Source organism: Zwartia panacis (genome assembly GCF_030410395.1).
Lineage (GTDB): Bacteria > Pseudomonadota > Gammaproteobacteria > Burkholderiales > Burkholderiaceae_B > Zwartia > Zwartia panacis.
The window spans coordinates 178,021-193,155 of sequence record NZ_JAUHHF010000002.1; the positions used below are offsets into that span (position 1 = coordinate 178,021).

11 protein-coding genes are annotated in these 15,135 nt (G+C 55.8%); 6 read left to right on the top strand and 5 right to left on the bottom strand.

Annotated features, from left to right (window positions below):
• Positions 1–34: 34 nt before the first annotated feature.
• Genes uvrA through QWY30_RS03380 form a run of 3 tightly spaced genes read left to right on the top strand, consistent with a single transcriptional unit; the run spans position 35 to position 7,460 of the window.
• Positions 35–5,644 carry an excinuclease ABC subunit UvrA gene (gene uvrA / locus QWY30_RS03370; protein ID WP_290238253.1) on the top strand — a complete coding sequence of 1,870 codons (5,610 nt, stop codon included), beginning with the start codon at positions 35–37 and terminating at the stop codon, positions 5,642–5,644.
• On the top strand, positions 5,641–6,789 hold the full coding sequence (locus QWY30_RS03375) for an aminodeoxychorismate synthase component I (RefSeq protein ID WP_290238254.1): 1,149 nt from the start codon (positions 5,641–5,643) through the stop codon (positions 6,787–6,789). The genes uvrA and QWY30_RS03375 overlap by 4 nt, the downstream gene beginning before the upstream one ends.
• Positions 6,786–7,460: an aminotransferase class IV family protein gene (locus QWY30_RS03380; protein ID WP_290238255.1), complete on the top strand. Its 675-nt coding sequence runs from the start codon at positions 6,786–6,788 to the stop codon at positions 7,458–7,460. The genes QWY30_RS03375 and QWY30_RS03380 overlap by 4 nt, the downstream gene beginning before the upstream one ends.
• Here the strand turns inward: QWY30_RS03380 and QWY30_RS03385 are convergent.
• The 5 genes from QWY30_RS03385 to QWY30_RS03405 form a co-directional block, all read right to left on the bottom strand.
• Positions 7,431–8,411: a tripartite tricarboxylate transporter substrate binding protein gene (locus tag QWY30_RS03385; RefSeq protein ID WP_290238257.1), complete on the bottom strand. Its 981-nt coding sequence runs from the start codon at positions 8,409–8,411 to the stop codon at positions 7,431–7,433. The genes QWY30_RS03380 and QWY30_RS03385 overlap by 30 nt on opposite strands.
• Positions 8,412–8,447: 36 nt before the next feature.
• Positions 8,448–9,473 carry a hydroxyacid dehydrogenase gene (locus QWY30_RS03390; RefSeq protein ID WP_290238259.1) on the bottom strand — a complete coding sequence of 342 codons (1,026 nt, stop codon included), beginning with the start codon at positions 9,471–9,473 and terminating at the stop codon, positions 8,448–8,450.
• A gap of 106 nt (positions 9,474–9,579) precedes the next feature.
• Positions 9,580–10,251, bottom strand: coding sequence for an RraA family protein (locus QWY30_RS03395; protein ID WP_290238261.1), 672 nt, complete (start codon positions 10,249–10,251; stop codon positions 9,580–9,582).
• A gap of 86 nt (positions 10,252–10,337) precedes the next feature.
• The gene (locus QWY30_RS03400; protein ID WP_290238263.1) at positions 10,338–11,507 is read right to left on the bottom strand and encodes an alpha-hydroxy acid oxidase; all 1,170 of its coding nucleotides are present in this window, start codon (positions 11,505–11,507) and stop codon (positions 10,338–10,340) included.
• Between the two features lie 5 nt (positions 11,508–11,512).
• Positions 11,513–12,349: a tRNA threonylcarbamoyladenosine dehydratase gene (locus tag QWY30_RS03405; RefSeq protein WP_290238265.1), complete on the bottom strand. Its 837-nt coding sequence runs from the start codon at positions 12,347–12,349 to the stop codon at positions 11,513–11,515.
• Between the two features lie 110 nt (positions 12,350–12,459).
• Here QWY30_RS03405 and QWY30_RS03410 point away from each other — a divergent pair, with 110 nt between their 5' ends.
• The 3 genes from QWY30_RS03410 (at position 12,460) to pdxH (ending at position 15,134) form a co-directional block, all read left to right on the top strand.
• Positions 12,460–13,716, top strand: a complete 1,257-nt coding sequence (locus QWY30_RS03410; RefSeq protein ID WP_435433357.1) for an MFS transporter — start codon at positions 12,460–12,462, stop codon at positions 13,714–13,716.
• A 13-nt stretch (positions 13,717–13,729) separates the two neighbouring features.
• Positions 13,730–14,395: a gamma-glutamylcyclotransferase gene (locus QWY30_RS03415; RefSeq protein ID WP_435433365.1), complete on the top strand. Its 666-nt coding sequence runs from the start codon at positions 13,730–13,732 to the stop codon at positions 14,393–14,395.
• Positions 14,396–14,498: 103 nt separating this feature from the next.
• On the top strand, positions 14,499–15,134 hold the full coding sequence (gene pdxH, locus QWY30_RS03420) for a pyridoxamine 5'-phosphate oxidase (RefSeq protein WP_290238271.1): 636 nt from the start codon (positions 14,499–14,501) through the stop codon (positions 15,132–15,134).
• The last annotated feature ends 1 nt before the right edge of the window (position 15,135 follow it).

The following is a 15,135-nucleotide window of genomic DNA, read 5'->3' on the forward strand; positions in this document are numbered from 1 at the left end:
TGTTGCCTGCGGGCCGCCGCTCTATGATTACGGTATGAACCCAACCATTCGAATCACTGGCGCACGCCAGAACAATCTTAAAAACCTCGATTTGACCCTGAATACGGGCGAATTGACCGTGATCACGGGTGTCAGCGGCTCAGGCAAGAGCTCTCTGGCGTTTGACACTCTTTATGCCGAAGGCCAGCGACGCTATGTCGAAACCTTCTCGCCCTATGCGCGGCAATTTCTGGACCGGATGGATAAGCCTGTTGTCGATCGCATAGAGGGCATTTTGCCCGCGATCGCCATCGACCAGACCAATCCCGTGCGCAGCTCTCGCAGCACAGTCGGCACGATGACCGAGCTGAACGACCATCTCAAGCTGCTGTTCGCGCGAGGCGCTCAGCTCATGTGCCGCGGCTGCGGTCAGGCCGTCTGCCGAGACAGTACTTCTTCTATTTTTTCTGCCGTGAAAGAGCGCGCTGAAAAAGCGGGAGATCCGCGACTAGTCGTGACTTTCCCCGTGCAAGTACCACTGAACTTTACCGAGGAAGAGGTACGCGGCTTTTTAGAGCAGCAGGGTTACACGCGTGTCCACGCGGATGAAAGCCCGCTTCAGTCCACAACCTCCGACACCGCGTCCGCTGCGCCTGCTGCCAAAGCCTCTAAAAAGAAAACAGCGACCCTGTCACCACTGTTACGAACCTTGCGCGTGGTGCAGGATCGCTTTCGTTTTTCCAGCGCGGAGCCCTCTCGCGTCATGGAGGCGTTCGATATCGCCCTCAAAATGGGCAACGGCCTGATCTCTGTGCATGCTGTCGATCAGGATGGAACGGATACGGCTGTCTGGAAATTTAGCGACAAGCTGCACTGCGCGGATTGCAACATCAGCTACAGCGACGCTCTGCCCAGCACGTTTTCTTTTAACTCGCCCCTGGGCGCTTGTGAGGCGTGTCGAGGTTTTGGTCGGGTCATCGGCATCGACTTTGGCTTGGTGATCCCTGACGAGAATAAAACCCTCGAAGGCGGTGCGATCAAACCCTGGCAAACACCAAGCTACAAAGAATGTCAGGTTGAAATGGAAAAGTACGCCAAGCGTGCCAACGTTTCGATCAATACACCCTGGAAATACCTGCCCCCCGAACATCAAGAGTGGGTGCTGCATGGTGACCCGCTCTGGAAAGGCGGCAATCAGGCCTGGAAAACTCAGTGGTACGGCGTACAGCGCTTTTTTGACTGGCTTGAAACCAAGTCATACAAAATGCACGTGCGGGTCTTGCTCTCCAAATACCGCAGCTACACCCCCTGCCCGACCTGCAAAGGTGCACGCCTCAAGCCAGATGCCTTGCTCTGGCGTATTCAAGGCAAGTCAGTGCAAGATTTGATGCTGACCCCGATTGTTCAGTTACGAGCCTTCGCCGATCAATTGACTTTTCCGGGCGCGATGGATGCGGCCATGGATCTGGTGCTGACCGAAGTGCGGGCGCGTCTGAAGTTTCTGTGTGATGTGGGGCTGGGCTACCTGACACTTGATCGGCAGAGTCGAACGCTTTCCGGAGGCGAGGTCCAACGCATCAATTTAACAACGGCTCTGGGCACCTCTTTGGTCAACACGCTGTTTGTCTTGGATGAGCCCTCTATTGGTTTGCACCCGCGCGATATTCACCGAGTAGTCGAAGTCATGCATCGACTGCGGGACGCAGGCAACACCTTGGTGGTGGTTGAACATGACCCTCAGGTGATGGTCGCCGCCGACCGTGTCATCGACGTGGGACCGGGTCCAGGCGAACGCGGTGGTCAAATTGTGTTTGACGGAACACCCACCGCACTGAAAGACGCGACGACATTGACGGGTCAGTACATGGGCGGTCGCCTCAAAGTCGAGGCGCCGCGCCCGATGCCTGTCGCGGACAATACGCCACGACTGATCCTCGAGGGTGTCACCGCGAACAACCTGAAAAATGTCTCGATCGAAATTCCTTTGGGTCGTCTGGTATGCGTCACGGGTGTTTCTGGCTCGGGCAAATCCACCCTTATTCAAGACGTCCTGTATCCGGGTCTGCTCAAAATCATGGGCAAGCCCACCGAAGCGCCCGGCGCCTTCGATCGCATTCTGGGCGCCGAACAACTTGCCGATGTCGTCATGGTCGATCAGGCGCAAATCGGCAAGACCGCACGCTCCAACCCTGCGAGCTACGTGGGTGCGTTTGATCCAATCCGTAAACTCTTTGCGCAGGCACCGGTGGCGCGCGAGCGCGGCTACACGGCAGGCACCTTTAGTTTCAACAGCGGTGATGGCCGCTGCCCCACGTGTGGCGGCACAGGCTTTGAGCACGTCGAGATGCAGTTTTTGTCGGACGTCTACATTCGCTGCCCGGATTGCGATGGCAAACGTTTCCGCCCCGAAGTGCGAGAAGTTCAAATTGAGCACTTGGGACGACGTGCCTCGATTGATTCCGTGCTCGACATGACCGTGTCAGAGGCTCTGGAATTTTTCAAAGGCTTGCGCGATGTGCAGCTGGGACTCGCACCGCTGGCCGATGTCGGTCTGGAGTACGTCAAGCTGGGTCAACCGGTCCCGACGCTCTCGGGGGGTGAGGCCCAGCGCCTGAAGCTGGCGGGTCACCTCGCAGAAGCCGCCCGCAGCGGGATTTCCACAGCCAAGGTCGCTAAGAAAGGCAGTCTGTTTTTATTCGACGAACCCACAACAGGCTTGCACTTTGACGATGTCGCGCGCCTGATGCGCGCGTTTCGCAAGCTGCTGGGGGCCGGGCACACTCTGCTCATCATCGAACACAACCTCGATGTGATTCGCGCGGCCGATTGGGTCCTCGACTTGGGTCCTGAAGGCGGCGATGGCGGCGGCGAGCTCGTGGCGGTCGGCAGTCCGGAAACCGTGATGGCGAATCCACGCTCTCATACTGGTGCGGCGCTGCGTGAGTATGCCGTCGCCATGACCCCCGACGCCATCAGTGTCAGCACCACGGGCGTGCAAGCTTCAGAAGGTGGGGGCCGTCCGTTGCAAAGTGTCCTCAAGGAAAGACGTCGTGCGCACAGCATCGATATTTTGCATGCGCGGGAACATAACCTCAAAAACATCAGTGTCAGCATCCCGCACGATAAATTCACTGTCATTACAGGCGTCTCGGGTTCGGGCAAGTCCACGCTCGCTTTTGACATCTTGTTCAACGAAGGCCAGCGTCGTTATCTCGAGTCGCTCAACGCTTATGCCCGCGCGATCGTGCAGCCCGCAGGCAAACCCGATGTCGATGCGATTTTCGGCATTCCACCCACCGTGGCCATCGAACAGCGCACGAGCCGGGGCGGTCGCAAATCGACAGTTGCGACCATGACCGAGATTCACCATTTCTTGCGACTGATGTACATGAAGCTTGGCACACAGATGTGTCCGACATGTCAGGTCAGCGTCGAACCGCAGAGTGCGGATCAGATTGTCGCGCGCATCATGCGAGACCACAAAGGCGAGCGTATCGGCCTGATGGCGCCTCTGGTCACTGCAAGAAAGGGCTTTTATACCGATCTAGCCAAATGGGCCTCAGGCAAAGGCTTTACCCACCTGCGTGTGGACAACGCGTTTATCGGGACGGCCAAATGGCCGCGCCTGGATCGTTTCAAAGAGCACACGATCGAGTTGCCAGTCGCCGATCTGGTGGTCAACACCAAAGATGAAGCGCCTTTGAGAGAAGCGGTCCGCAGTGCGCTCGAATATGGGCAAGGCGTGATGAGTGTTCTCTGGCCGTTGGGCAAACTCGAAAGCGATATGTCTGCGCCACTTGAACAAACGCACTTCTCCGTCAAGCGCGCCTGCCCCAGCTGCGGCACCAGTTTTCCCGAACCTGATCCAAGGATGTTTTCGTACAACTCCAAACACGGCTGGTGTCAGAGTTGCTATGGAACAGGTTTGCAACTGCAAGGCTTCGATGGCGAACAGACGGGCGAAGAAGCCGCCTGGAACGCGTCCTACGACGGTGAGACACAGACCTGTACGAGCTGCCATGGCGCGCGCCTTAACCCGATTGCGCGAGCGGTGTTATGGCGCGACAAGTCAATCGCCGAACTCGCCTCGCTACCTGTATCGGATGCACATACGTTTTTTACGGGTCTGGTCTTGCGCGGTCGCGATGCGGAAATTGCGCGCGACATTCTGAGCGAAATACGTGGACGTCTGCAATTTATGCAGGAAGTCGGCTTGGGTTATCTCGCACTTGATCGGGCCGCACCCACACTGTCCGGGGGAGAAGCGCAACGCATTCGTCTCGCCGCCCAGCTCGGTTCAAATATGCAAGGCGTCTGCTATGTGTTGGATGAGCCCACTATTGGCTTGCACCCACGCGACAATCGCATCCTACTTGGTGCGCTCTCCAAACTCGAAAAAAATGGCAATACGCTTGTGGTCGTTGAGCACGATGACGACACGATTCGTCGCGCCGAGCATGTGATCGATATCGGTCCCGGAGCCGGTGTGCGTGGCGGGCGCGTCGTCGCGCAAGGTACGCTCGAAGACCTGATGACGGCGCCTGAATCCACCACAGGCCATTATTTACGTCACCCCTTGGCGCATCCGCTCCAGCCCAGACGCCCAATCGCCAAAGACACGCCCATGATCACGGTCAAAGGCGCGTCCTTGCACAACCTGCGTCACGTGACCGCGCATTTTCCGATCGGACGGCTCAGTGTGGTCACGGGCGTCTCCGGCTCGGGTAAGTCGACGCTGGCACGCGAGGTATTGCTCGACAATCTTTCTACCGCGATCGCCGCGCGCGGCGCGCAGCCGTGGCATGGCTGCGATGACATCACGGGCTGGGATGCGCTGGATCGCGTGCTTGAGGTTGATCAGACACCTATCGGCAAAACACCGCGCTCTTGCCCGGCGACCTATATCGGTTTTTGGGATGATGTGCGCAAGCAGTTTGCCGAGACCAACGAGGCGCGTATTCGTGGCTGGGGCGCTGGACGTTTCTCCTTCAATACGGGCGATGGTCGCTGCCCGATATGCGAGGGACAAGGTATGCGCACACTGGAGATGAGCTTCTTGCCAGACGTCAAGGTTCCTTGCGATGCCTGTCACGGCGCGCGTTTCAATACCGATACGCTGGGCGTGCGCATGCGCGAAAAACATGCCGGCGAAGTACTCTCGATGGAGGTCGATGATGCGATTGATTATTTCGCGGCACATCCGCGCATCCAGCATCCCCTGAAACTGATGCAAGATGTGGGACTCGGCTATCTCACCCTGGGTCAACCCTCCCCCACTCTTTCCGGTGGCGAAGCGCAACGTATCAAGCTGGTGACCGAACTGGCCAAAGCCCGGATGACCGAAGGCGTCATCACAACTGGTCGCGCCTCGCGCTTGCCGCATACGCTTTACGTCCTTGACGAGCCCACAGTCGGGCTGTCGATGGCGGATGTGGAAAAGCTGATCCGCGTCTTGCATCGACTGGTCGAGGCGGGCAATACTGTCGTGGTGATCGAACACAACCTCGATATCATTGCCGAAGCGGACTGGCTCCTGGATCTGGGTCCCGAGGGCGGATCGGGCGGTGGCCAGCTGGTCATTGAAGGGACGCCCGAACAAGTCGTCGCCGCGCGCAACAAGTCGCATACAGGTGAAGTACTTCACGAATTTTTGAATCGCTCATGAGTCAATGTCGCTTCGAAGATCGACTGTCGCAACATGCCCGCGTGTTAACCGGGCCGTGCGGGCGGATCGTTGCCCACACAGCCAGCGAACTCGAGGCTGCTTTCTCACATATCGAAGCGGCAAGACGGGCGGGGCACTGGGTTGCTTTAGTGCTGGAATATGAGCTGGGTGAGTGGTTAGAACCTGCTTTGCTGCGAACAGCGCCACAACAACCTGCTTTAACCGGACGCAGGCACCCACGACTTACTGCACTGGTGTTTGAGCAGATGCAAGAACAGAGTCCCTGGACGCTCGGCACTGAAACAGCCAGCGAAACAACAGCATCAGTGACTTCCGTTCAAGCTGGCATGGATAAACAAGCTTACCTCTCGCGCATTCATCAAATTCGCGAATGGATTGCGCAGGGCGAGGTTTATCAGATCAATTCGACGTTTCCTTTAATCGTCGAAACAGAAGGCGATCCCGCTCAACTCTACCGGCAAATCGCCACGCGACACCCGGTCGCGCATGCGGCCTTCATCGAAGACGAAGGCAGGACAATCCTGTCGTTCTCTCCGGAGCTTTTTATTCAGCGCACCGGCAATACGCTGATCACTCGTCCCATGAAAGGAACGGCGCCTCGCTCACCTGATCCTGAAACCGATCGACGACTCGGCGAAGCTTTGCATGCGAGCGAAAAAAATCGTGCTGAAAATCTCATGATCGTCGACTTGCTCAGAAACGATCTTGGACGTCTGGCACTTCCCGGAAGCGTCCGCGCAGAGCCGTTATTCCTGCTGGAAAAATACCCCTCGGTCTGGACGATGACCTCAACTGTTCAGGCTGAAATCGCACCCGAAACGTCCTTTGCTGAAATTTTGAGAGCGCTTTTCCCCTGTGGATCAGTCACTGGCGCGCCCAAAATCGCTGCCATGAAACGGATTCAAGAGACCGAACCCGAACCTCGCGGCATTTATTGCGGAAGCTTGGGATGGCTCGCGCCGAACGGAGACTTTTCCCTGAACGTGGCGATCCGCACCCTGGTGCTGGATGATCAAGGACATGGACGCTACCATGTCGGCGGAGGAATCGTCTACGACTCCGACCCTGAGCAAGAGTGGGACGAGTGCCATTGGAAAGCACGTATTTTGAACACTCGCCTATGACCCAGACCGCATCACCCAGCTTGATCGAAACCATGAAGGCGGACGCGCAGGGGCGGATTGCTTTGTTGCCCTATCATTTGCGGCGCTTAAAACAATCGGCCCAAGCGATGGGCTATGTCTACCCTGGCGATGATGTGGTCAACGCAACGATTCAAGGGGCCTTGAACGCAGCATTAAACGATACGGCTTTGCGCATCAGACTCTTGCTGAGCCCTTCAGGCACGCTCAGCATTCAGACGGCGCCTCTTCCCGATTTGCAAGGCATCCCTTTTATCGCTCTGACAAACCTAAGACTCGAAAGCCACGAACCGCTCCTGCAGCACAAGACCACGCATCGTCCCTGGTATGAGGCGGCTACTGAATGGCTGACTCACCATCCCGATTTTTTTGATCTGATTTTTTTGAATGAGAAAGGTGAGCTTTGCGAAGGCAGTCGCTCGAATATCTACGTATTGAAAAATGGCGAATGGCTGACACCACCGCTGTCCAGTGGACTGTTGGGTGGCGTGCTTCGCACCCAACTGCTTGAGACCCATCAAGCCAGGGAGGCGATCCTCACCCCCACCGACCTGTATGCCAGCAAGGTTTCAATCAGGTTATCGAATGCCTTGCGTGGCTGGTTTGACGTACAAATGAGCCCCTCAGTCCTTCCAGGGCATTTCCTTCCATAACTGGCGCAACTGCTTGTCAGTATTTTCCAGTTCGATCGCATACTCTTTCGGTGCGAGGTAGCGGATCGGTGCGAATAACTCGCCCGCTTTCTTGATGTACTCCGGATCTGCAGCGGCTTTGGCAACTGCGGTGACGAGCTTTTCACGCACGTCTGCCGGCAGGCCTTTAGGTGCTGCCAATCCGCGCAAAGAAGCGCTCTCGATGTTGTATCCCTGTTCGGCGAAAGTAGGCGTATCGGGCGCCAGGACCGTGCGCTTGGCCGACATCTGGCCAATCATTTTGATCGGTGAACCGCCCTTGATATAAGCAAGCGCTTCGCCCACATTGATCGCGCCAACCATGACTTGACCACCCACAACAGCGGCGCGCGTTTCGCCCGAACCTTTATAAGGAATGTGTGTCATTTTGACGCCAGCCGCACGCTCAAAAAAGAGCATGGCAATATGGTCATCAGAGCCGACACCTGTTGAACCGACCGTCACTTTGCCGGGATTCGCCTTGGCGAAGGCAGCGAGCTCTTTCAGATTATTAATCGGAGAGGAAGTGTTCAGCGTGAAAGCACCTGGGTCATCAATCAGATTGCCAATCAGATCGAAGCTCTGCCAGGTGTAGTTGGATGGACGTTCGATTGGAATGGACAACATATTGGGCGTGTTCACAAAACCAATGGTGTATCCATCAGGCGTCGCCTTGGCGATCTCAGTAAAACCTATGCCGCCACCCGCACCTGGACGATTGGTCACAATGATGCGCGCATTGTTGCCTAGGTGTTTTTCAATATAAGGGGCGATCAAACGCGCGATCAGGTCGGTACCTCCACCTGGCGCGAAGGCGATGATCATCGTGATCGGTTTGGTCGGGTACTGGGCTGCCGCAGAGCCAGACCAGGCTGCCGCGGCTAACAAGGCCACGCAGCTCAGACGACCCAACTTATCAATGATTTTTTTCATACTCCCTCTCCTCGGTTTAGTGCTGTTTGAGTGTTGTTATCCGAACATCTTTTTGTATCTTTCCAAAAACACTGGAAATACTTCTGGGTTGACCAAACGTGGTGGACGCTCTCCACGCAAGATCACTTCAATTTGAGCCGCCCCCATGGCGGCAGCATTACCACGTGCCTCGTGTTTAACACCCGCCGTGTGATAAGTCGCCGTGACGTTGGGAAGACTCAATAGAGGATTGTCAGGAGCGGGGGGTTCGACAGACCAGACATCGAGCCCTGCCCCTGAAAGATGTTTGTCTCGCAGCGCCTCGTAGAGCGCCGTCTCGTCGTGAATCCCACCACGCGCGGTCGCAATGAAGACAGCGCCTTTTTTCATGGCGCGGAACTCTTTTGCACCAATCCAGTTCAAGGTTTCAGGTGTGCGGGGACAGTGCACAGTCACCACATCCGAACGGGAGAGCAAGTCTTCGAAGCTCACAGGTGTAGCGCCACGTCGTTTGATTTCCTCATCGGACAAATAAGGGTCGTAACCCAGTACGGTCATGTCGAAAGCTTTTGACAGCTCTGCCATCCGCGTGCCGATATTGCCCACGCCAACGATGCCAATGGTGAGGCCGCGTATGTCATTACCCATGAGGTCTTCACGCGTTGTGTAGGCGTTCGCGCGCATGACACGGTCAGACTCGGTGATCCGATGCTTGACGGAGAGCAACAAACCCATCGCATGCTCGGCAACAGAGTTGGCGTTACAGCCTGACTGGTTGACCACTAATACGCCATGGCGATTACAGGCTTCGACATCGACTGGATCGTAGCCGGCACCTGAAGTCGACGCGCACAGCAGATTGGGCATTTTGCTGAGAAGCGCCTCGTTGACCCACCATTGTGAAGGCACCTCGTCGCGCGCCGCACAGATGTGATAGACGTGCGCCTCTTTGAACAGGGCAAGCGTTTTTTGTTCGTCATCCGAGTACTGACAAACTGAGACATCAACGTCCTTGAGACCGCTCATATGGCGATCGAAAGCGGGATTCAGCCAAAAATCAAACCGCACAACCTTTTTTTTCATTGTCTCCGTCCAAGAATGAACTGCCCACCGTAGTGGGCAGTGTGTCTGATTTTTATTGATTCAGCGCATACTGGGTATCAGGGTATGCGCTTATAGCGGTGATGGATTACTTCAGAACGCCTTTGGCGCGCAAAGCCTGATCGACCCAGCTGCGATCCAGCGTGCCCTTGGCGATTTTGGCGAAAATCTCTTTTTCTTTCTTTTCGATTTCGGCGACTGTTTTTGCGAGTTGATCGGCGATTTCAGGACGAATCGCGAACACCCCATCGTGATCACCCACAATGATGTCGCCCGGATGCACCACCATGCCATCGACACAGACGGTGACATTGATCTCGCCGGGGCCTTCTTTGTAAGGACCGCGATGGGAGATTGAACGCGCGAAAACAGGGAATTTACCTTTGCTCAACGCGTCATAGTCGCGGATGGGGCCATCGATCACAAAACCAGCGATTTTGCGACTTTCTGCGAGAGTCGACATGATTTCACCGATGATGGCGTTGCGCTGGGGACCGCCTGCGTCCACCACGATCACGTCGCCAGGCGCCGCCATATCGATCGCTTTGTGCACCATCAGATTATCGCCAGGCGCAGTCTTGACAGTGAAAGCGCGGCCGAGAATGCGGCCACCTTTGTGGATCGGACGCAGATCAACCGTGCCGTTCGTGCGACTCACCGCGTCACTGATGTTTGCGACTGCGAATTTAGCGAATTTCTTCAGCGTGGCATTGCTGACGGTGTGCTTGTGTGTATTGACTGCGAATCCTAGATCTGCCATGTTGACTCCGTTTTGAAAAAATGAATACCGTGAAAAAACGACAAAAAATTTAATACCTTTAAAAGTCTAATGCATCAGCGTGATGCTCAAGAGCGTCCCACATGAATCAGTGAGGCTGGAGTCAGCTCATCAAGACGATTCACACCCATCATCGCCATGTTTCGCGAAACTTCTTGCGACAGCAAGGAGATCGCATGATCAACACCCGCCGGTCCTCCCACTGCGGCAGCATAATTGAAAGGACGACCTAAAAATACACAACGCGCGCCGAGCGCCAAGGCCTTGAGCACATCCGTTCCGCGTCGCACTCCACTATCGAGCATGACAGGACCGTCTTTAAATTGTTCGAGGATTTGCGGCAGCATCCTTAAAGGGGCCACGGCGCCATCCAACTGACGACCACCATGATTGGAAACAATCACACCATCCATGCCGTACTGACGGGCAAGCGCTGCATCTGCCGGATGAAGAATGCCTTTGATGACCATCGGTCCCTTCCAGCGCGCCCGAATCTCGCGCACATGATCCCAGTTGAGATGACCACGCGAGGAAAAGTCGCGCAGTACATTTTTAGACATGATGGGTGCACCGCGTGTCGCAAAAGAGTTTTCAAAATGCGGCATCCCATGGCGCATCAGGGTTTTCAAAAATGTGCCGAACAACCAGCGTGGATGGCTGATGCCCTCCCAGGCCAGTCGCAAGCTGGGGCGCAAAGGCGTCGAAAATCCTGTGCGAACATTATTTTCCCGGTTTGCCGATGACGGCGTGTCGACCGTAATCACCAGTGTTTTGAAACCCGCGGCGGCGACGCGATCGATCAATGGGGCGATCTGATCGACTTTGCCAGGCAAGTAGGCTTGAAACCATGCATCTGGTGCCACAGCGACAAGCTCTTCCATTTTGATGAGGGAAGAACCACTCATGATCATTGGAATGTTGGCGCGCTTGGCAGCCTCAGCCAGCACAATATCGCCGCGATATGCGGACATCGCGGTAATACCCATCGGTGCCATCCCAAACGGCGCATCGTACTGCTTGCCAAAGACCTCAACGGTCTGGGTACGCTGGGAAATGTCAACCAAAATACGAGACACAAACTCGTACTCGGCGAACACATCGCGGTTGGCCCTCAAGGAATGACAATCCTCGCAAGCACCTGAAACATATCCATAAATCGGTTTGGGTAATCGCTTGGCTGCAGCCCGCTCAAAATCCGCTAAGGAGAGAATCTTGGATAAAGCACGTGTTTGAGTCATGATTTTTATTTTGATTTTCTGTGAATAATCTTGTTGACGGCCTCCGCTGCCGCCGCAAGGCCCATGGATGCCGTGACAGTAACGCTTGAGCCGTACCCAGCGCAAGAGAGGCCTTGCAAGGCAGCGTCGGAATCCTTCTGGGGAGACTGCCAGGCTTGCGGCAAAATCGTGGGCTGATCCAGCCACAACACCCGTACGCCCATTTTTGGAACGCGTTTGCGCGGTTTGCCCGCCTCGGCCGACGCTCGCGCAAAGCCATGCTGCTTTCTGAGCATATTGCGTAAACGTGCCAGCAAGGCATCATGGGTCGCCTCGGACAAATCTCCCGCCCGTAAAGCAAGCAGATCGGTTTTGCCTCCTGCTCCCCCGCACACGACAAGATGCTGACGACGGGCGCGCGCCTGCAACACCATGGCCACTTTGGCGCTCATCTGGTCTGTGCAATCGATCACCACATCCAGTGATTCAGGTAAAACTTCGGACACATTGTCTGGAGTCAGGAAATCGTCTACCAGGGTCAGTCGACACTCGGGGTTGATACCCCGAATCCGGCTCGCCATGGCCTCGACCTTGGCTTGACCAAGGGTCTCGGAGAGCGCGTGTACTTGTCGATTGATATTTGATTCGGCAACATGATCAAGGTCGATCAAGGTCAAAGCGCCCACACCATGACGGGCCAAGGCTTCAGCCGTCCAGGAACCGACGCCGCCGACACCGACAATCGCCACTTGGGCATGACGCAAAGCATCACAAGCCAGAGGGCCAAACAGTCGAGCTAGACCACCAAAACGGCGCTCCGTCTCGCTTTCATTTGCTTGAACATCTGCATGAAGACCTTGCATTGAGTATCCCGGGGTCTGCTGAATGATGCATTTTTGCATGATCCGGCAAAAAAACTGCCAATCGCTCTCGACAAGAGCCTGGTAGAGGAACACAATTTACCCATAACACCGTGAGCATGTCGTCCCCACCCGCCCCATCTTCTGCCAAATCGTCCGCTTTCGCCGGGCCGATTGTCCTGTGTCTGCTCGTCTTGCTGATCCACATGGCGATATCGGGCGGTCGCGTCGCAGTTTCCCTGACCGCTCTTGAACTCAAACGCTCGACTTTCGAGGTCGGTATTCTGATCGCCGTGTTTGCCTTGTTGCCCATGTTGCTCTCGGTCAAGGCGGGTCGTCTACTGGATCAGATCGGCCCCTGGCGTCCGATGCGTGCCAGTGCTTTTGTCGTGATCTTCGGCACCATCCTGCCTTGGATTTGGCAAGATTTTGCAGCACTGGTCATTTCTGCCGCCTGCGTCGGTATCGGTCACATGATTTTTCAAATCGCTGTGCAGCGACAAATGGGGATGAGTGCCGGCGAAGAAAGGCTGCGCAACTTCTCCTGGCTGTCCCTTTCCATGGCGACCTCAGGTTTGCTCGGCCCCTTGCTGGCGGGGATCTCCATTGACTACCTTGGCCACCGGGCCGTGTTCGCGCTACTGGCCATTTCTCCGGTGATCTGTGTGTTTGGGCTCTATCGCGTTCGAACATATCTTAAAACCTCCCACAAACCACCCGCAGCAGTGAGTGAAACTAAACAAAGTGTCACTGATCTGATATCCAGCCCAAAACTTCGCCGTGTCTATATGGCGAATATGCTGCTCTCGAGCGCCTGGGACACGCATATGTTTGTCGTGCCGATTTTTGGCGTCATGGTGGGTCTGTCTGCCACCACGATTGGTTTGATTCTGGCCGCCTTTGCCGCCGCGACTATCGTGATTCGTTTGGCCCTGCCTTTGCTGCAACATCGCGTCCGACCCTGGCAACTGATCCATTTTGCGTTGTTGGCAACAGGTCTGAACTTTGTGCTCTATCCTTTCTTCGAGCAAGTCTGGATTTTGATGACGCTGTCTTTTGTCCTGGGACTTGGCTTAGGTTCAACGCAGCCAAGCATCTTGGCGCTGCTACAGCAAAACGCTCCGGCTGGACGAGCAGGCGAAGCCTTTGGTTTACGGATGGCTTTAATCAACGGCTGTCAGGTCACCTTGCCTCTTGCCTTCGGAGCGCTTGGCGCGATCATCGGGATCATGCCGCTTTTCTGGCTCACTGCAGTAGGACTGGGTGCCGGTCGCTGGTTCACCCGCCATGCTGAAACAGACAAGAAATCCGAGGGTGGCCCACCCTCTTCGGCGCCCCCGCCACCCCCGAACCCAACCACAACGACTTAGTGCCCTCATGAGCATGTCCTCGCACATCCCTGCCGCACCGCCCGCCAGCACGTTTGCACGCTGGTCGGACGAACGACTGAAGGCGTCGCGCGACGCCGCACTCAAGGACTGGAGCCACACTCAGGATGTTTGGGTGTTTGGCTATGGCTCACTGATCTGGAAACCTGAGTTCGACTTTATCGAACAACGCCCAGCCTTGCTGCCTGGTCATCACCGGGCGCTCTGTCTGTGGTCTCGCATCAACCGGGGTACACCCGAGTTACCGGGACTGGTGTTCGGGCTCGAGTCAGGTGGTGAATGCCATGGCATGGCGTTTCGCGTCGCCGCGGAACGGGTGAATCCAATTTTTGAAACTCTCTGGCGTCGGGAAATGTCTACGGGGGCCTACCACCCCAGCTGGATTGATTGCCAAACACCTCAGGGCACCGTCAAGGCGTTGGCTTTTGTCATTGATCAAAATGGACCCGCGTACGTTCCTGAGCCTTCCGAAGAAGCCTTGATCGACATTGTCCTGAGAGCCTCGGGCATTTACGGCTCTTGCCTCGACTATGTGACACAAACAGCGGATGCGCTGCATGCAGTGGGCATCCATGACGCCAGACTGTCGACGTTAGTGACCCGGCTCAAAGAAAGACTTGAGCAACAGCGGCATGATAGACAACAGCACTCCCTTTCCTGACGACAGGTCTATCGAAGCAGCACACTCGATGTCACGGTACACTCAGAATTACCTTTAACACCAGTTGGCGGCTGATTTCGGCGCGCCGTATCGGATCTGAATCATGTCTATTGCCGATATTCGACAAAGCTACGAAAAATACACACTGCTCGAAAAAGATGCGAAAGCTTCTCCCTACGATCAGTTCTCTGTTTGGTTCGACGAGGCGCTACGCGAGAATGTGCCGGAACCCACCGCGATGACACTCGCCACTGCCGATGCACGAGGACGCCCGTCTGCGCGTATTGTCCTGCTCAAAGGTGTGGACGAGACAGGTTTCCTGTTTTTTACCAACTACGAGTCACGCAAAGGCAATGAACTCGCGGTTCAACCCTGGGCCAGCCTGTTGTTTTTCTGGCAACCGCTTGAGCGGGAAGTTCGGATCGAAGGCATTGTTGAAAAAGTCTCCGAAGCCGAATCCGACGAGTATTTTCAGACACGTCCCGTTGGCTCACAAATTGGTGCCTGGACCTCTCCACAAAGCAAACCCATCACGCTGGAGCAGCTTGCTGCGACAGAAAAAGCGCTCAAAGAAAAGTACGGTGATCGCAAACCGCCCCGCCCTCCTCACTGGGGAGGCTACAGGCTCAAACCCGAATACTTCGAATTCTGGCAGGGACGTCCTTCGCGCCTGCACGACCGTCTGACTTATCAAGCCACGGGTGCAGGCCTGTGGAAGATCGGACGCATCGCACCCTGAC